Source organism: Chthoniobacterales bacterium, from assembly GCA_039930045.1.
GTDB lineage: Bacteria > Verrucomicrobiota > Verrucomicrobiia > Chthoniobacterales > DASVRZ01 > DASVRZ01.
In genome coordinates, this window is sequence record JBDSQB010000018.1 from 86,183 (window position 1) to 105,625 (window position 19,443).

The following is a 19,443-nucleotide window of genomic DNA, read 5'->3' on the forward strand; positions in this document are numbered from 1 at the left end:
TCACAAATTCATACACTGCGCAAAAACAGCCATGAGCTTGCGCAAAAACGACCGGGTTCCATTCCATTCACAGTATGAAGTACCAGATGGAAAGTAATACTTGACGAAAGTCTCCTCCGCTTGCACAAGAAGTGCTTTCCGCCAGATCTGTATGCCTGCCCCAACCTCAAAAAAAGAAGCGAACTCCACCCGGTTTACAATTTCGCTTCCCGCCGGTCTCTTCGGCGAATTGGACGAAATGGTCGAGGAACGGGGGTTCGCCAGCCGCTCGGAAGCCATCTCCAAAATGATCAGCGAGCAGCTCGTGCAGCATAAACAAGCTCTCGGCAAAAAAATCATGGCCGGCACCATTACACTCATTTACGACCACGCCAAAGCCGGGCTCGCCACCAAGCTCCTCAGCATCCAGCACAAGTGGCTCAAGGAAGTCATTTCCTCGCAGCGCGTGCATCTGGAAAATCACCACAGTCTCGAGGTGCTGCTCGTGCAGGGGCCCGGCTATCGGTTGAAACAAATCGCCGCCGAACTCATCTCCTGCAAGGGCGTCCAGCACGGTTATCTAACAGTCACCTCCACCATTATTCCACCGATTTACTAATGATAGATCTGACTTTGATTCGATTCGAGGAAATCGTTCCCGCCGGTGCGAATTGGTCGCACGTCCTTAAGCGCGGAACTACCCTGCGCATCACTAACATCGAGAGCGGAGCCAATGTGTCCGCGCTTTTCTACAACTTCGAATTGCCCAGCGAACGCCTGAATCTTCCCGACACGCTCAAGTGCCAGCACACCGCCAAGCTAACCACCGGCCATTGCCTCTACTCCGACATGGGCCGTATTCTCGTCTCGATTACCGCCGACACCTGCGGCTGGCACGATCCGCTCGCGGGAGTTTCCAATGTTAGTATCGTACGCGACAAGTATGGCGAGGCGAACTATCAAACCGCCAGAAACGGCTGGTATCGCAACGGCCGCGACAACTTTCTAACCGAGCTGGGAAAATACGACATGGGCGAGCGCGATCTGACGATGAATGTTAACTTTTTTCAGAAAGTCAGCGTCGATGAACTGGGGAAAATGGTTTATCACGCCGGACATTCTGGAGCCGGGGAATACGTCGATCTCCGCTCCGAAATGAACACGCTGGTCGTGCTGAACACGGCCATTCATCCACTCGATTCCACGTCTATTTATTCTCCGAAGCCGGTGCATCTAACCATCTTCAGTTCTCCGCCGCCTGCCGCGGATGATTTCTGCCGGACACTCTGCCCGGAAAATGAGCGCGGTTTCATTCTCACCGAACGCTATTTTCTATGAGCGTACTCACCGAAAGCACCCTGAATCCAGCGGACGCCATTTACGATTTCACGTTGCTGGCCGGCGATCCGTGGCTCTTTGAAATCAAACGCGGGCAAACACTGCGCATCTTCGATTTGGAGGGAAATCAAGCCGCCGACACGCTCTTCTACAATGCCCGGGACCAGGCCGACCGCTACAGCGCGCAGGACACGATTCGCGAGCAAGGCGCGCTCTATCTAACCACGGGAACGCAACTCATTTCCACTCGCGGAAACGTCCTTCTAACCATCACCGCCGATACCTGCGGACGCCACGACACCCTCGGTGGCGCGTGCGCCTGCGAGAGCAATATGGTGCGCTACGCCATCGAGAAACGCTCCATGCACGCCTGTCGCGACGTGTTCCTGCGAGGTCTGCGCCAATGGCGACCGCAATGGAGCAAACGCGACATCACGCATAACATCAATTTTTTCATGAACGTCCCGGTGACTCCCGATGGCGGACTCACCTTCGAGGATGGCGTCTCCGGCCCCGGTCGCTATGTGGAAATGCGCGCCGAGATGGACGTCGTCTGCCTCATCTCAAATTGTCCGCAACTCAACAACCCTTGCAACGCCTACAACCCGACTCCGATTCGATTGTTAGTCTGGGACTGATCATGTTTACGAAACTCCTGATCGCCAACCGCGGTGCCATCTCACGCCGCATCTCGCGCACTCTGAAAAATATGAACATCGGCAGTGTCGCCGTGTTCTCGGAGGCAGACGCGGACTCGATCCATGTGCGCGAGGCGGACGAATCCATTTTGTTAGGACCAGCGGCTGTTTCGGAAAGCTATCTTCGCGTCGATAAAATCCTGGAGGCTGCTTTGAAAACCGGCGCTGGAGCGATCCATCCGGGTTACGGTTTTCTCAGCGAAAACGCAGACTTTGCGGAAGCTTGTGAGAACGCCGGAATCGCCTTTGCAGGGCCGACTCCGAGTCAGATGCGAGTCTTCGGCCTTAAGCACACCGCGCGCGAAATCGCCGGCAAATGCGGAGTTCCCTTACTCCCCGGAACCGGGCTTCTGGAAAATGCTAACATAGCTGCCGATGCGGCGGAAAAGATCGGCTTTCCAGTCATGCTCAAGAGCACCGCAGGCGGCGGCGGCATTGGAATGAAAGTCTGCTGGAGCCGCGAGGAATTGCTGGAAGCATTCGCCACGGTCGAACGAATGAGCCAGAATAACTTCAAGGAATCCGGCATTTTTCTGGAGAAATTTGTCGCTCATGCCCGACACATCGAGGTGCAAATCTTCGGCGATGGCAAAGGCCGCGTCGTGGCTTTGGGCGAGCGTGATTGCTCTGCGCAACGCCGCAACCAGAAAGTGATCGAAGAGACGCCAGCTCCTAACATCAACGATGAGCAGCGCGCTCAGCTTTTCGCGGCGGCGGTTCAGTTGGGGGAGGCGGTGAATTATCGTTCGGCGGGCACAGTCGAGTTTGTCTTCGATGCAGACAGCGGCGAGTTCTATTTTCTTGAGGTAAACACACGGCTGCAAGTAGAGCACGGCGTGACCGAGGAAGTCTGTGGAATCGATCTGGTCGAGTGGATGGTTCGTCTCGCGCAGGGCGATGTTAGTTTCCTGGACGAGTATGTTAGCAGGTCTGCGGGACATTCCATTCAAGTTCGCATCTATGCGGAAGATCCGGCGAAAAATTTCCAACCGAGTTGCGGTCTGCTCACCGAGGTTCGAGTCGATCCTGCGGCGCGTTGCGAAACGTGGGTCGAGAGTGGAACGGAAGTCACGCCCTACTACGATCCGATGCTGGCGAAGATCATCGTTCATGCAGCGGACCGTCCTACCGCCATCGCCAGAATGCAGGCGGTTCTGGCCAGCTCCAGTTTTGCTGGCATTGAGACGAACCTCGACTACCTGCGCATGGTCGTCGCGACGCCGGAATTTTCCGAAGGCCGCATCATCACCCGCTCGCTGGCTGATCTGACTTACACGCCGCTCACGATTGACGTTCTGGAGGCGGGCGCGATGACCACGGTGCAGGATTATCCAGGCCGCGTCGGCTACTGGAATGTCGGCGTGCCTCCGTCCGGCCCGATGGACCCGCTGGCGCATCGGCTGGCAAATCGTTTGTTAGGAAACGCGCCAACTGCCGCGACTTTGGAAGTGGTCATGACGGGGCCGACGCTTCGTTTCAACCATGCGACTAGCATTGCGATCTGCGGCGCGGATTTTCAAGTGGAGTTAGATGGGAATCCACTGCCTCTCTGGCAATCGGTCGCGGTCGCGGCGGGCAGCAAGCTGCGCATGCGCAACATCACCGGCCCCGGTGCTCGTGGTTATATTGCCGTCGCTGGTGGATTCGATGTTCCGCTCTATCTTGGCAGTCGCTCGACTTTTACTTTGGGGAAATTTGGCGGCCATGGTGGACGCGCCTTGCGTCCGGGCGACGTGCTTCATTTCTTTGGCGGCACATCCGAATCTAACTCCGCACAGCCTCTGGTGTATGCTAACCATTGGCAAATCGGCGTGCTTTACGGTCCTCACGGTGCGCCGGACTTTTTCACGGACGACGACATTGAGATATTCTTCAGCACCGACTGGAAAGTTCACTACAACTCGAATCCAACTGGTGTCCGCCTGATTGGACCCAAACCCAAGTTTGCGCGCACGGACGGTGGTGAGGCTGGGTTGCATCCTTCTAACATTCACGACAACGCCTACGCCGTCGGAACAGTCGATTTTACCGGGGACATGCCGATCATTCTCGGACCCGATGGACCGAGTCTGGGCGGCTTTGTTTGTCCGGCGACGATTGTGCAGGCGGAACTCTGGAAAATGGGACAGCTCAAGGCGGGCGACACGGTGCGTTTCATTCCTCTGACTCACCAGAAAGCGGTGGAACTCGAGTCTGCGCAGGATGCGTCGATCTTGAATCTAACATCGCTCGAAGGTGATGGTTTTCCTGAACTAACATCGCTGCCGTCGCCGGTATTATTTCACCGGCCAGCGGGGGAGAATCGAATCGAAGTCCGCCACCGCGTCTCGGGCGACAAATATCTTCTGGTGGAATATGGACCGCTAGTACTAGACATTGCCCTGCGCTTCCGGGTTCACGCGTTGATGCAGTGGCTGGAGCACAGCCAGATATTAGGAATTATCGACCTCACGCCAGGCATTCGCTCGCTCCAGATTCACTACGATTCCCGCGCGCTGCCGTTGCATGAGCTGACATCGCTGCTTCGGGCGGCGGAAATGGAACTCCCGCCGACGGATCAGATCGAAGTGCCGTCGCGCATCGTGCATTTGCCATTGTCCTGGGATGACCCGGCGACGCGACTAGCCATTGAGAAATACATCCAGTCGGTGCGCGCCGACGCGCCGTGGTGCCCGAGCAACATCGAATTTATCCGGCGCATCAATGGGCTTTCTAACATCGACGAAGTGCGAGACATCGTCTTTAACGCCAGCTATCTGGTGCTCGGTTTAGGTGACGTTTATCTTGGAGCGCCTGTCGCCACGCCGCTCGATCCGCGACATCGACTCGTGACCACCAAATACAATCCGGCCCGCACCTGGACGCCGGAAAACGCGGTCGGCATCGGCGGCGCCTACATGTGCGTCTATGGAATGGAAGGGCCGGGCGGCTATCAATTCGTTGGGCGCACCGTGCAGATGTGGAACGCTTGGCGTGCGACTTCTAACTTCACTGGCGGCAAACCGTGGCTGCTGCGTTTCTTCGATCAAGTGCGCTTCTATCCGGTGACGGCGGGCGAGCTTTTGCAGCATCGGGCTGATTTTTTGAATGGCCGGTTTGTGGTTAGAACCGAGGAGGAAACTTTCCGGCTCGCCGATTACACGGCATTTTTAGAACGCGAGTCGGATTCGATTGCGGAGTTTCGTTTGAAGCAGCGCAGTGCCTTTGCCGAGGAGCGCGACCGCTGGGTGGCTGCCGGTCAAAATATCGCGGCCAGTGAGCCAGAACCCGAGATCATTTCCGAGGAACTCGTCCTGCCGCCGGGTGGACGCGCGGTGGCAGCGCATTTGCCGGGCAGCATCTGGCAGGTGCTGGTGAATGAGGGCGAGACTGTGGCCGAGGGCGACAAATTGCTCATTATCGAATCCATGAAGATGGAAACGGCCATTACGGCTCCTTGCGCGGGACTGGTTAGTCAGTTGTTAGTCGCCAAGGGTCGCACCGTCGATCCGGGGCAGAACTTGCTTGTACTGATAGAAACCTAACCCGCCGCACCTTTCGACTTATAGGCGCGCCAGCCGCCAAATTCCGTGATCTCCCGCTGGCCTTCGCACAGAATCGGCTCTGCTAGTACTCCCAGGACTTCCACTCCGCTTTGCAGCAAGACTTTTCCGATGCTAAGGCCGGGCGGTTCCTTCAACAAAATATCCGCAAGCCCGGCGGGCGGCACGGCCCAGACTTCCAAAGCCACGGAGACACCGCCGGTCGCGACTCGCACCATTCCGGGGTGACGATCCCCGATGGAGTAGAGTCGATAGGCGGGCACGGTGGCGTCTTCGCGAACGAAAACCGCTCCTGCGGCCAGCATGTTGGGGTTGAGTTCCAGGCCGCGCATGAGCGTGCCGTTGACAGCGAGGTGGACGAGTTTTTCGGACATTTCGCAGAGTGCATTCCGTGGCTTTTCTACGTCAAGCGGGGAATGGAAAATGGCACGCTTGCACTGTGTAATTTCGGAGTAAGCTAATGTTATGCGTATCGACCGGTTTACCACAAAAATGCAGGAGGCGCTGCAAGCGGCTCAGGATCTCGCCTCGAAATCCGACCACTCCCAGATCGACAACGAGCATTTTCTCCTCGCGCTGCTCGGGCAAAGCGACGGCGTGGCGCGTCCGCTGCTCGAAAAGCTGGGCGTCTCCGTTTCCAGCCTCGAACAGCGGCTCGAAGATGCGCTGGCGAAGCGGGCGAAAGTCTCCGGCGGCGCACAGGCCGGGCTGACTTCCGAGCTGACGCAGGTGCTGAATGCCGCTGAGGGCGAGATGACGAAACTCAAGGACGAATACACCAGCGCGGAGCATTATTTGCTGGCTCTGGCGGACTCGAAAAACTCGGTGGCGAGATTGCTGTCCGACTCCGGTGTAAAGCGCGACGGGCTGATGAAAGCGCTGGTGGAATTGCGCGGCTCGCAGCGAGTGACGGATCAAAATCCCGAGGGGAAATATCAGACGCTGGAGAAATATGGGCGCGACCTGACCGCCGCCGCGCGCCGTGGGAAGATCGACCCGGTGATCGGGCGCGATAACGAGATTCGCCGCGTGATGCAGGTGCTCTCGCGCCGCACAAAAAACAACCCGGTGCTGATCGGAGAACCGGGCGTGGGCAAGACCGCGATCGCGGAAGGATTGGCGAGAAGAATCGTCAGCGGCGACGTGCCAGAATCGCTCAAGAACAAGCGCATTATTAGCATGGACATCGGGTCGATGATCGCGGGTGCGAAATACCGCGGAGAATTCGAGGATCGGCTGAAGGCGTTTCTCAAGGAAGTGACCGATTCGCAGGGAGAGATCATTCTTTTCATCGACGAGTTGCATACGATTGTAGGCGCGGGAGCGAGCGAGGGGGCGGTGGATGCGTCGAATATGTTGAAGCCACAACTGGCGCGCGGCGAGTTGCGGACGATTGGCGCGACGACGCTCAATGAATACAAGAAATACATCGAGAAGGACGCTGCGCTGGAACGCCGTTTTCAGCCGGTGCTGGTCGGCGAGCCAAGCGTGGAGGACACGGTGGCGATCTTGCGCGGATTGAAAGAACGCTACGAAGTACATCACGGCGTGCGCATTCAAGATTCCGCGTTGGTGGCGGCGGCGGTGCTCTCGAATCGCTACATCTCGGATCGTTTTCTGCCCGACAAAGCCGTCGATCTGGTCGATGAGGCGGCGTCGCGGTTAAAGATCGAAATCGAATCGATGCCGACTGAACTCGACGTGATCGAGCGCTCGATCATGCAGGACGAAATGGAGCGTCAGGCGTTGCTCAAAGAGACCGATCCGGCGAGCAAGGAACGGCTGGCCAAGATCGAGCGCGAGCTGGCAGACCTGCGTGAAAAATCCAGTGCGCTCAAGGCCGAATGGCAAAAAGAAAAATCCGTTCTCGCCGATCAGCGCAAGGCCAAGGAGCAACTCGAGGCGCTGCGCACCGAGCTGGAGCAAGCCCAGCGGCGGGGCGATCTGGCAAAGGCGAGCGAGATTCAATACGGTCGCATTCCCGATCTCGAAAAACAGTTGGAAGCGGACGATGTTCATTCGAAAAATCCGGCGCGATTGTTGCGCGAGGAAGTAACCGAGGAGGACATCGCGCAAGTGGTCGCGAGCTGGACCGGCATTCCCGTTTCACGTTTGCAGGAAGGTGAGCGGCAGAAGCTTGTGCAGATGGAGGAACGCCTCGGGCAGCGCGTCATCGGGCAGCGTCAGGCGATCAAAGCGGTGGCGAATGCGGTGCGGCGTTCGCGAGCGGGTTTGCAGGACGAAAATCGCCCCATCGGCTCGTTCATTTTCCTGGGGCCGACCGGGGTGGGAAAGACGGAACTCAGCCGCGCGCTGGCCGAGTTTCTCTTCGATGACGAGAGCGCCATAATCCGCATCGACATGAGCGAGTACATGGAGAAACACACCGTCGCCCGCTTGATTGGAGCGCCTCCGGGTTACATCGGTTACGAGGAGGGCGGGCAACTCAGCGAGGCCGTTCGTCGCAAGCCGTATTCGGTGATTTTGTTCGACGAAATTGAGAAGGCGCACGCGGACGTTTTCAACGTCCTTCTGCAAGTGCTGGATGACGGGCGCATCACGGACGGGCAGGGGCGCACGGTGGATTTCAAGAACGCGGTCATCATCATGACATCGAACATCGGGTCGCAATTCATCCTCGAAGCTGGCGACAATGCCGAGCAGCGGGAGGCGCTCGTCATGGAGGCCTTGCGCCGCCATTTCCGACCGGAGTTCCTCAATCGCATCGACGAGACGATCATCTTCGACCGGCTCACGGAATCGGACCTAACTCAAATTGTCGATATCCAAGTGGCTCGCCTGACCAAACGACTCGCGAGTCAGAAGCTCACCCTGCGTCTCACCGACGCCGCGCGGCACGTTTTGGCCACCGACGGCTACGATCCCGCCTATGGCGCGCGTCCGTTGAAACGCACCATCCAGAGGGAAATCCTGGACCCTCTCAGTCTGGAAATTCTCGACGGACGGTTTCTGGAAGGTCAGACTATCGAGGCCGATGCGGTGGAAGGAAAAATTGTCTTCCGCAGCGTGTGACGGGCCACTCTGGCAGAGAATAGGCGTTGATCTTTTAGACGAGGGGTGGAATCCTCCCATCCGCCGCCGCTGTGGCGAAATGGCAGACGCACCGGACTTAAAATCCGTTGGGATTCACCTCCCGTGCCGGTTCGAGTCCGGCCAGCGGCACCCTATCTCAGAGTAATTCTTAGGCTAAATGTCCTTAAGGGGGGATGCGTTGACCCGAGCCGGTTCAATCAGCCGGCAAAGCTGTTCTCCATCAATCAGCTCCAGCGGTTTACCTTGAGCAAGTGCTCCGGCATCTGGGGGCATCTGGGGTATAAACTCCACTGGTGACGAAAATAGCGCCGTCAGCTTTCTCAGCGACCATGATTCCATACAGCTCACGCCTCCGCCATTTTCAGTGACGCCAAAGCCCTGTCTGCAGTTGCCTCACCATTCAGCAATTCGAACTGTGCCAACTCAAATCCCCATACAGTGACGGCTATAAATGGGCCGGTTTTTCCAACGATACGAGACAGGAAAAAGCGGCTAATGCCTACTGAAAAAGAGCGTGGATCTTATTGAAAATTGCGGTTTCCTTCGTCGCAAATTGCAGCAGACGATATTGCGCAGGAATTGTCTGCTAATTCGGCAGAACGAATAGTCTCCCGTCGCCCGCTCCTAACGAAAGCTGTAGTCCCTCAAGCTCCGGGCTGTCATCGATAACCGGGTTTAGCTGGCCAGTCGCTTTGTCCACTTCCATCACTTGAGTCGGGTCGGCTTCAAACTCGACCGTCGGCCATGCCGTGTAGGAGTAGTTGTGGTTGAGGATGAGCACGGCCCGTTTTCCGTCCTTACCCTTAAAGGCTCCCACGATGAATTCCCCTTCCGGGTCGCCGTGGACTTTGGTAATCGATTTGACCGGCGATCCGGCCAGCGTCTTGGCGGTCCTTTTGCCAGTATTCACCCGGTAAACTCCAGTACTCGTCAGGCTCATCAGAGTCGGCCCCAAGTGCTTCAGTTCACCGTTGATCCGCCTCGCTTCGTCCCAATGTCGGGTTTTCCGCCCCTCTGCGGTGATGAGCGCGCCCCCTTTAGGAAACTCGCCTTTTCCTGCCGCACCTTTTCCCGGAGTCCAGTAGCAAAAATACAAAACCCCTTTGGCTCCGTAGGCGACAGACGTGTAAATCTGCCAGCGGATCTGGGCCTCGGTCGGGTCGATCCTGTCGTTGAACGGCATGGAGTAGAAGAAATTCCAAAAAGGAATGCCCGCGAGCAACGAGTGCTTGCGCATGGTTTCCAGATTCTCGCAATACGACTCCCTCGTATCCTGCTCGGGCCTCATTGATGGATAGTGGTCCATCGACAAGACCTGTGGCTTTACATCGCGAACGAACTTCGCCACGTAGTCATCGTAGTTTCGGGCGCCAAGCTGCTCGGGTGTCGCGTAGTTCGGAAACAGATTGATGTAACCCAATCGTCCCGGACGAGCCTTGTAGATCGCCTGCATATTTTTGGCAAGGGCCGGGAAGACCTTCGCGTTTGGCTCATCAATCATCAAATATCCCCAGCAAGCCTCGTCCTCGGGAAATGTGTCCGGCGATCCAGTGGCATTCACGATGGCCTTCAACCCGTTTAGTTTGCACAGCTCCAGCTGCTTGGGGATGTCTGGGGTAGAAATCGCGATAACCAAGCTAAGATTCGCTTCGGCGATGTCTTTGTAATAGGTGGCCCCATCGGCATCGGAGGCGGGCGGCTCCACCCACAAGCCAATCGCAAAACGGTCTTGGACAAATCCCGGAGCTGCCGTTTGCGCCATGGTGATCGAACCGCAACCAAGACATAGCGCCATGGCACCTAGAGCCAGCAACTGACGGAAAATGCCTCGTAGAGAGGTTGGGTAGAATGGATTGACTGCGAAGTGCCGGGTTTCGTCTGTCATAAGTTTATTTCGGGTTTTAGATGAAGAGTCTCCCCGCGAGTGTGTTATGCGCCTTGCGATTAATAAAAGCGTTTTGCTCTGTAGCATTGCCTCTATGGCACTGGCGACAACTGAACAGATTGACGCGCCCGAATGAAAGAATGTCGGGATATCCTTGAACGCGTTTGAAACGACTTGGGTATCGAGGAATATCGGCATTGATTAAAGTAGCGCTACTTACCTAGGAAGACAAAGACCCCAGTTTGGCGCGGAGTCAGCATTATACGTTATTATGAACGAATAGATGCACTTGCTGCGTACAACCCTTTAATCAGACAACATCGCCTGAATCATTGAAGGCGCGTGTCCTTCCAGGCGGTTGTTCACAAAAAGAAATGACTTCCGATTCCTGCCTTGGCTCGCTCAATGAGGGTCTTGCCAGCCGCCCTCGCGTCATTGTTGACCTCTTTGATGCTGTTGTAGGGACTGAATGTTCACCGCCTGTGCATAAGAGCGGCCGGGCTTTAACAAAAAGCGCGCTACCACAAAGTCTGTCGTCTGGCTGCCGTCCATTGCCAGTTGTTCGGAAAGCGGTGGCATTCGACTCCATAAGTTGAAAACATGCGCCGCTTGATGCGAGCGCATGCGGGCAAAGTGTTCCGGGCGTGCAGGAGTGATTTGTTGCGAATCTCCACCCCATACTGCCAGGCTGCCGGCAAACTCCCAAGAAACCGGTCCATGGCCTCTACTAAGTCCCGATCGTGCTCAAAATCGCTCGGATGAAACTGGCTAAACTCAAAAATCAGAACACCCATGAATGAAACATACCGGGACAGGGTGTCAGGAATAGTTCCTCAAACTTTTCCGCATTGAGAAAATTGGGATTGATCTTCCCTGCCTTGGAGTATAGCGTCTTTTTTATGGTCTGTTAAAATATAGGGCCGGGGGAAAATAAGGGTTCTCGTCTTGGGAAGAAGATGAAGAAAGGGGGGGAGGGCGATGATTTTTACCAGAAGAGTAGGGTAGATAAACGGCAACGGAAACATACTTCCCTCGTAGCGATACGGACTTAATATCCGCTGGGATTCACCTCCCGTGCCGATTCGTCCGGCCAGCGGCACTTTTTACAAAGCTGATAGAGAAGGGAGAGCGAAAGAGGTCATTCAGGTGCCTTGTTAGCTCCTTACAATAATTTTCTCTGTCCGGGGGGGCGAGCCAAACCGACCAAATCGTATCGTTGGCAACTGCGACGCCTTTCCCCTTGGAGGCCACCGGACCGGGACGCATCTTAAACACCGGTAGTTTAGGGCCTCCGCCCGGCAGCACATCATATTTCTCCTGATCTTTTTCCAGCAGTAGATAAGCGGAAAATTCGCCGCCGGGACGCTCCCCGATCATGATCTCCATATTATAACTTATCCCGGCACGAACTTCGATCAATTCACTCGCCACTGCCTTCATCCCACCATAGTGGTAGCTCTTCTTGTCTGCTCCCGGCGTGAGCGCTTGCAGGCTGCCGTCCAGCACCAGGCGATTCTCGAAGCGTACCAGCAATATATCATCTGCAGCTCCTACAAAACGATATCTCCCGCTGACCGATGGCGACACTTTACCTCGGTAAAGGACTACCCACCGCTTCGGCTGCACTTTGTCACCCAGTCCAAAGGCCTTGGTGGCCTTGATCTCCGGGATAAAAATGTGCGAGGCGTAGAGAGGCGATGGCCCGTGGAAATAGGATCGCAGCATCGTATCATTCATGCCGGAATTGATTACACTCCGCAGAACTTCGTCATAATTTTTGTTCGTGGGCTCATTAATGCCTGGGTAGCCATCTTTTTCACCGGGGGCAGGGAACATTTTCGTCGGTTTGCCCCGGTTGTCTTGCTTCAGATCATAAAATACTCCCTCCAGGCCCCCGTCCTCATTTGCCTTGGCATTACCAAAGACGGAACCCTCACCCCCTGAGCCGCCGGAGGTGGTATGAAGGGTGGATTGGAGAGAGGTCGTGGAACTCAGTGTCCGCGATATATTCGGCAGTGATCCAAGTTGCGAGGGCAGGGTTATACTGGCTTGCGACATGGAATTCATTGAGGTAATGACCGACATTGAGGAAGCACTCTGAGTGGGTAGTGGAGGCGTGATCGCGCTGGACAGCGCCATGTTTTGCGAGGGAGGCGTGGAGATCTCGACCTCACTATTAACGAAGGAGCCCCCGCCTTGGGCAACAAAGTCATCGTCCTTGTGCTTATCGAACAACACGACGACGCCGACTAACATGATCAAAATCAAATGCAATAAAAGGGCACACCAGAAAAGCGGGAATTACCAGTTTGCCATAAAAAACGTGTTGAAAGTTATTATAGGCGATATTCATGAAAAGTTAAGGAGTGACTGTGCTCATTTCGAGGCCATGGTTCCATTTGAGAAACTGGCATGTCATTTCCGGGCCTTTGGCAGACATTTGCCGTCCACCCACCGGCCTTTGATCAGAATCTGACGCGAAATCAAAGCCTCCCCATGGGCGTTATCGTGAATCAACGACAATGCCACCAATACCGCCACCCGGCCGATTTCTCGCGCATTTTGATCTATCCCCGCATCGATCGGGCAATCGTGTACCGTCACCGTGGCCAGGCCGATATCCTCCGGCACGCGATACCCTGCCTTTTTCAACATGGCTGGAATGGCTGCCAATTCCGTGATGATGGCATCGGGTTTTTCTTTTTCCAGCCAAGCAGTGAAGGCCGTTTGATATTTGGAAATCTCGCGAGCATGAAGCATGAATGGCGGAATCCGTGTCTCGGCTGGACAATCCATCAGCTGCGCCCATAAGAACCCGGCACCGTAGGACCACTCACGGTAAACCTCGCCGACAAATGCAATCCGCCGATACCCTTTTTCCATGACTTTTTCAAAGGCCAGCATCGTATTCCGAGCCTGATCGGCTCCCACCGAATATACCAATGGCACATCACGAGGCACACCCAGCCGCACCACAGAAAAACGTTCCAGATTAAACTCGCTCCAGTTGATCGGGGTCGAGCCGGAGGGAGGCAGGAGAATCCCGGTAATGCCGCGGGTGAGTAAAATTTGCTCCAGCCTTCGCAAAGACATTTCGGTGTTCACCACAAACTCTTCCAGCTTATAGCCAAATTTCGCTGCTGACGCCGAGGCTCCTTCCCAATAAAGATCGAACTCCCGATAACTGCGCAACTTCTCCGGCTCAGGCCAGAAATTGAGCCACGCCAGAGAATTAACCATGGGCTGCACCTTGGAATCCTTTTTGTGGTAAGCCAGAGCGGTGGCAGAGGCATTGGGGCGGTAGCCCATCTTTTGCGACATCTCCTGCACGCGTCGGCAAGTCGCCTTGGACACCTCGGGGCTGTTTCGCAAAGCCAGCGAAACTGCGGCATGCGAAAGCCCCACCGCTTTCGCGATATCCTTCAAAGTCACACGTGGAAAAGCGGGGGGGACATCCATGGATTAAATAACCTCCCTTGGCAAAAAGGGGGATGGCACCAAGTGACGCCCCGTCAGATTTAAGTGTCAAGCTGGTTTGCCTCGCACGGTCTGTTCGCAGCGGCTTTGCACGGGGCTTTTTCTTTGTCTGCCCCGGTGAAAGGAACGACTTAATCGTGTCAGCCATAAACGGGTCGTCTGCGAATTGGGAAGTGTTAATTCTTTAAAAATACAGGGCAACTACCGTGGAATTCCTCCTCAAGTCCTTGGATTCCTTTGCGTAACCCCCCATGACGGAAGTGCGACCGATCCCGATGCCGGCACAATCACTTAGTAAAATCACTGGACCGCCTTTTCGTCAGATGCGCCTTGCCTGATCCCTACTATTGCCCCCTTTATGAACTTTTTTTTCCGGTCTCTTTTAACGGTTTCGCTATTTGCGGTGTTATTAACAGTCACTCTCGAAGCCGCGCCATCGCCGATTGGCACCGGGTTGCTCAGCAACATCACGTTGGGTGCGCTTCAGAATTCGGCGGTGGTCAACCGCCAGTGGCCCAATTGGGTCGACTACGACGTGGATCTGGCCACCTGGACTTACGACGTCTATGTCCCGCCTGGCTACGACGGCACGAAGCCCTATGGCGTGGTAGTTTACATCACCTCGGACCCCACCCCCGGCGTGGTGCTGCAGACCGCGTCCAACGACAAGAACCTCATCTGGATCGCACCTCGGAACGTCGGCAATAATCAGGGAGACTACACGCTCCGCTTCGGCGCGTCGCTGCTGGCGATCTATCGTGCCAAGGAGCTGTTCAACATCGACCCGCGGCGGGTTTACACGTCCGGCAAGTCTGGCGGTGCCCGCGTTGCCAGCGCCCTCGCATTTTATCACTGCGAACTCATCAAAGGCACGGCCCCCTCCTCGGGATTTGGTCTGCCTCGACTCAACGAGGTGACGCCAGACTACATCACGAAACCGACTGGCAGTAACACTCCGGACTCTTTCTACAACTATTCGAACGGCTGGTTCTTCGGGGAGGATGTGGATGCGATCAACGCGACCGCGCTTTCCCAGAAACTGCGCTCCTATATCATCACGCGCTACGACGATTACCGGGAGGAATACTTCGTGGAGTCCTTTCACTGCAGCTACGAGCCGCAGGGGCAGACTTGCTTTCTTTACGACGGCCCCGGCACGCACACGGATACCAGTGACGCCGAGATGGAGGAGGCGATCGATTACCTCGACCGCACCGACATCTTCCCGGTGAATGCCAACGTGACGGCGGGGGCGGGAGGTTTTTCCGGCCTGACGAACATCAGCCAGTCCGGCGCTTCGGCGGTCGAGGCGACCTCGGGTGGCAACACGACCTACACGCTCACTCCCACGCTCACCGCCGTGGCGGCGGCGAAGACGGGCCCGGCGTTTTACTGGGACAACGCGAATGGTTCGACCGTGCGTTGGCTGTGGGAGGTGAAGAACGCCGCGCCGACGAACCAAAAGACCTTCTTTGGTCTTTGGTTCGCCAACGAGACGTGGGGTGGGGGAGCACCGACCTCCGTGACAACGGGGAGCAATCCCGGCATCCTCATCACGATCACGCAAAACGGCTCGCTGAATCGCATGGTCGTCAGCGCGCGTTCCGACTCGGGCGGGGAAACCATTTTTTACGACGGTTACTTCAGCTTCGTGCCGGCGTATTCCACGGCGTGGACGAGCACGCACAGTGGCTACCTCACCGGCGCGGGCTCGCCGGTGGAGATCCGGATGGACCTCAACAAGAGCCGCTGGCAGCTCACGTTCAACGGCATCAAGCTCGACGGCACGACGACCTCCATTGCCAGCGGCACGCAGATTTCGCGGGACAACAGGCGTTCGATTTACGGCTACTGGGACACTGCCGTCGGAGGCGCGTCGTTCTGGAAACACCATGCGACCGCTCCTGCCTACAACACGTGGTCGCCCTTCACCAAGTCGATCTTGACGGTCGCCTCGGGCGCGCTCTCCGGCTCGGGCACCGCGCCTTCGCCGATGGAGCTGCGCTACGTGATCGCGAGCGATCCCGGCCTTCCCGACCCACTGGCAGCCGGGCCCAGCGGCCTCACGGCGGTCGCCAGCGGCGGAGCCATCAATTTGACCTGGAACGCTCTTCCCGGCGCGACGAGCTATGACGTCAAGCGCGCCTCCGTATCCGGTGGGCCTTACACGACGCTCCAGAATGTCAGCAGCACCAGTTACACGGATTCCAGCGCGGTTGCCGGCACGGCCTACTATTATACCGTCTCGGCGGTCACGGCATCCGGCTCGACCGCCAACGCGGAGTTTGAAGTCTGCGCGGGAGTGAGTCTCCCGCCGGGCACTTGGATTGGCATTGGCGCGGATGGCAACTGGCAGACGGCGGCGAATTGGACCACGCTGCCTGTGGCGGGCAACACGCTGACCTTCGCCGGCGGGCGGCTGGCGAGCGGGAATAACTTTGCGGCGAACACCTCTTTTGGCGGCCTGGCGTTCAGCAGCGGAGCCCCGGCATTTACGTTGAGCGGAAACGCGATCACCCTCGGCGGAGATATTTCCAACAACAGTCCGAACACGCAGTCCATCAACCTCCCCCTGGCGCTTTCCTCCGGCGCGCACAGCGTGACGACCAATGCGAACGGTGGCGTCTCGATCGGCGGCGTGATCAGCGGGAACGGCAGCCTGACGAAAGCCGGCGCAGGCACGCTGACTCTCCCGGCCGTCAATACCTACGGCGGCGGCACGATCGTGAACGCGGGCACGCTGGTGCTCGCAAAGGGTGGTGGCGCGGGTGCCATTCGCGGCACCGTCACCGTCAACTCCGGGGCGACCTTAAAAACGACGGTCACCGATGCCGTGGGCTATAACGCCGGGAGCCAGGTCGCCCAGTTGAATCTCACTGGCGGCACATTCGACAACAGCGGCAATGGCAACGAGGGGTTTCGCACGAACGTGGCGCTCACGGGTGGCACGATGACCTCGACGGGAGGCGGCTCCTTCCTCTTCACCGTGGGAGGTTACGGCATCGCGTCGCTCGCCAGCTCCGCGACCTCGACGATCAGCTCGGGTCTCCTTCTACAGAACAGCGTGGACCTCCCGATAGACGTGGCCGATGGCGCCGCCGCCACGGATCTCCTGATTTCGGGCGTGGTCGCCGGGACTGGCAGCGCTATCACTAAAACCGGCGCCGGAACCCTGACGCTTTCGGGGGCGAACACCCTCACGGGGAACCTCACCATCAACGGCGGCACGCTTGCCACCGGATTGGCCCTCGGCAACCCGGGAACCAATACGAGCCAGTCCAGCGGTCTTGGCGATATTGGCACTTCTGTTTCCCGCACCCTCACGGTGAACAACGGGGGAACGCTGTCACTGACCGGAGGAAACGTGTTGGGGACGGGAGGAAGCACCAACACGCTGGCCACCACGACCCTCGTCGTGAATCAAGGCGGTGTTTTTCAAAGCGGTCTGAATGGCAGCGGCACAGGCTGGTGGAACAAGCTCGGGCCGGTGATCCTCAATGGCGGCACGATCCACGTAGGCAGCGGTGCCAACACCACGAGCTTCCAAGGCTTGGCGCTGCTCGGCACCGTCACAGTCGGCGGAAGCACGGCCTCCGTCATCGACACGTTCGCCTCCTCCAATAACGCCTCCAACGGCATTCACCTCGGTCAGAACAGCACAGCGAGCCAATCCATCGTCTTCAACGTGGCGGATGTCACTGGCAATTCGGCTGCGGATCTGACGATTGCGGCGAAGTTGCTCAACACCTCGTCAAGCCAGGTCGCCAGCGGACTCACCAAAACCGGCGTCGGAACGCTGACCCTGACTGCCGCGAACGCCTACTCCGGCGCGACGACGATCAACGGCGGCATCCTCAACATCACGGGTTCGCTCAGCAGCAGTTCCGGGACCGTGACCGTCAACAATGGCGGCACGTTGGCGGGAACCGGCACCGTAGCCCGCGCAACCACCGTGACCAGCGGCGGCGCGATTTCGCCCGGCAACGGCGGCGGCACAGCCGGCACGCTGACGCTTTCCGGAGGGCTTACGCTCAATACCGGTGCGGCGCTGGCCATGGACCTCGCCGGCACGGCGACCTCCGACAAGATCGCGGTGAGCGGCGCGTTTGCCGCGAGCGGCACGACGACCATCAACCTGACTGCGCTCGGCAGCTTCGTCGGCTCCGGCACGTATCCACTCATCACGGGTGCCACCGGCATCAGCGCCGGCAACTTCGCCGTCGGCACAACACCGGGCGGCTACGTCTGCACCCTCAGCGCGAGCAGCGGCACGCTTTCGCTCACCGCGATGACCGTGGTCGAGAACTGGCGCTCGACGTATTTCGGCACCACGGCCAACAGCGGCAACGCGGCGGACAACGCCGATCCCGACGGCGACGGCATGACTAACGCGCAGGAGTTCGCCGCAGGCACCGACCCGAAGAGTAACGCCAGCGCATTAAAGGTCAGCAACGTCGCGCCATCCGGCAACGACATGGTGATCAGCTTCCCGACGGTCTCTGGGAAAGTCTATCGCGTAGAACGCTCCGACACGCTGCAAAGCGGCTCGTGGACAACCGTGCAGGACAACCTCGCCGGCACTGGTGGCGTCGTGCAGGTCACCGACGCCGGCGGGGCCATGCAGGGCAAACGCTTCTACCGGGTCCTCATCCCGTGAGGAAATCCCGTTGCTTTTCGATTCTGAAAAGTGCCCTTGCACTGATTGTCATCGGATTTGCTGGCTTCTGGTGCGCTGAGGCGAGGGCTTTCACCCATCCCGGCATTCCCCTCATCGCGGCCGACTTGGATGCGGTTGCGGCCAACCTTGCCAAAGAGCCGTGGAATTCCGGCTACGCGGCGCTGGCGGCAGACTACCGCTCCCAGCTCTCCTACACGATGCAGGGGCCATTCGCGCACGTCGGGCGCAACGAGAGCGGCACCAATCCCAACCTCACCCAGTGGCGCAACGACATGATCGCGATCTGGAACCTTTCGCTCATGTGGTATTTCACCGGCAACACTGCCTACGCGCAAAAGGCGCACGACATCCTGCTCCAATGGGCCAACACCCAGACCAGCTTCGGCGGCATCGAATCCGGCCTCGACTTGGGAGACTACGCATTTCGTTTTGGGGACGGAGCGGATATCTTGCGCGGCACCTGGCCGCTCTGGACGCAGGCGGACACCGACAAAGTGAAGGCGCTCTTCTCCACCGTCTATTGGCCAGCGACCAGTCTGCCCACCGACGAGCTCGGCCCGACTAACAAGGGCTCCTTGAGCATGGCTGCCGCCGTGGCGATCGCGGTCTTCTGCGACGATCAGGCGAACTGGACAAAGTTCCCGATGGGCACGACCGACGAATATCAGACAACATCCCCGGCACCGGCAATCCCGTGCAAATCACAGACACGAATGGCGGGTCAGCAAGCCAAACGTTTTTACCGTGTGACGGTGATCCCATAGTCTCGGTAAAGATAGTTTGCTAATCACA

General features: G+C 57.6%; 11 protein-coding genes and 1 tRNA gene. 8 read left to right on the top strand and 4 right to left on the bottom strand.

The genetic code is table 11. The features are described from left to right. The first annotated feature begins 151 nt into the window (after positions 1-151). The 4 genes from nikR to uca are packed head-to-tail and all read left to right on the top strand — an operon-like array spanning position 152 to position 5,539. A complete protein-coding gene (gene nikR / locus ABIT76_14560) occupies positions 152-598 on the top strand; it encodes a nickel-responsive transcriptional regulator NikR (GenBank protein ID MEO7934372.1) in 447 nt (148 codons plus the stop codon). Further along, positions 598-1,317 carry an urea amidolyase associated protein UAAP1 gene (locus tag ABIT76_14565; GenBank protein MEO7934373.1) on the top strand — a complete coding sequence of 240 codons (720 nt, stop codon included), beginning with the start codon at positions 598-600 and terminating at the stop codon, positions 1,315-1,317. The genes nikR and ABIT76_14565 overlap by 1 nt, the downstream gene beginning before the upstream one ends. Next, on the top strand, positions 1,314-1,955 hold the full coding sequence (locus tag ABIT76_14570) for an urea amidolyase associated protein UAAP2 (GenBank protein MEO7934374.1): 642 nt from the start codon (positions 1,314-1,316) through the stop codon (positions 1,953-1,955). The genes ABIT76_14565 and ABIT76_14570 overlap by 4 nt, the downstream gene beginning before the upstream one ends. Positions 1,956-1,957: 2 nt before the next feature. Further along, the gene (gene uca, locus ABIT76_14575) at positions 1,958-5,539 is read left to right on the top strand and encodes an urea carboxylase (protein ID MEO7934375.1); all 3,582 of its coding nucleotides are present in this window, start codon (positions 1,958-1,960) and stop codon (positions 5,537-5,539) included. On the opposite strand, the gene ABIT76_14580 is transcribed toward uca, so the two are convergent. Beyond that, on the bottom strand, positions 5,536-5,931 hold the full coding sequence (locus ABIT76_14580; protein ID MEO7934376.1) for a gamma-glutamylcyclotransferase: 396 nt from the start codon (positions 5,929-5,931) through the stop codon (positions 5,536-5,538). The two genes, uca and ABIT76_14580, sit on opposite strands and share 4 nt — an antisense overlap. A 91-nt stretch (positions 5,932-6,022) precedes the next feature. On the opposite strand from ABIT76_14580, the gene clpB reads away from it, so the two are divergent. Both clpB and ABIT76_14590 read left to right on the top strand, forming a co-directional pair. Further along, on the top strand, positions 6,023-8,590 hold the full coding sequence (clpB, locus tag ABIT76_14585; protein MEO7934377.1) for an ATP-dependent chaperone ClpB: 2,568 nt from the start codon (positions 6,023-6,025) through the stop codon (positions 8,588-8,590). Between the two features lie 65 nt (positions 8,591-8,655). Then, positions 8,656-8,740: transfer RNA gene (locus tag ABIT76_14590), tRNA-Leu, on the top strand. 457 nt (positions 8,741-9,197) lie between these two features. On the opposite strand, the gene ABIT76_14595 is transcribed toward ABIT76_14590, so the two are convergent. The 3 genes from ABIT76_14595 to ABIT76_14605 form a co-directional block, all read right to left on the bottom strand. Further along, the gene (locus ABIT76_14595) at positions 9,198-10,694 is read right to left on the bottom strand and encodes a hypothetical protein (protein ID MEO7934378.1); all 1,497 of its coding nucleotides are present in this window, start codon (positions 10,692-10,694) and stop codon (positions 9,198-9,200) included. An 867-nt stretch (positions 10,695-11,561) separates the two neighbouring features. Beyond that, positions 11,562-12,752, bottom strand: coding sequence for a hypothetical protein (locus ABIT76_14600; protein ID MEO7934379.1), 1,191 nt, complete (start codon positions 12,750-12,752; stop codon positions 11,562-11,564). Positions 12,753-12,911: 159 nt separating this feature from the next. Next, on the bottom strand, positions 12,912-13,955 hold the full coding sequence (locus ABIT76_14605) for a LacI family DNA-binding transcriptional regulator (GenBank protein ID MEO7934380.1): 1,044 nt from the start codon (positions 13,953-13,955) through the stop codon (positions 12,912-12,914). A 421-nt stretch (positions 13,956-14,376) separates the two neighbouring features. On the opposite strand from ABIT76_14605, the gene ABIT76_14610 reads away from it, so the two are divergent. Together ABIT76_14610 and ABIT76_14615 are read left to right on the top strand one after the other, a co-directional pair. After that, the gene (locus ABIT76_14610; protein ID MEO7934381.1) at positions 14,377-18,630 is read left to right on the top strand and encodes an autotransporter-associated beta strand repeat-containing protein; all 4,254 of its coding nucleotides are present in this window, start codon (positions 14,377-14,379) and stop codon (positions 18,628-18,630) included. After that, the gene (locus ABIT76_14615; protein ID MEO7934382.1) at positions 18,627-19,415 is read left to right on the top strand and encodes an alginate lyase family protein; all 789 of its coding nucleotides are present in this window, start codon (positions 18,627-18,629) and stop codon (positions 19,413-19,415) included. Before ABIT76_14610 ends, ABIT76_14615 begins: the two co-directional genes overlap by 4 nt. Positions 19,416-19,443: the final 28 nt, after the last annotated feature.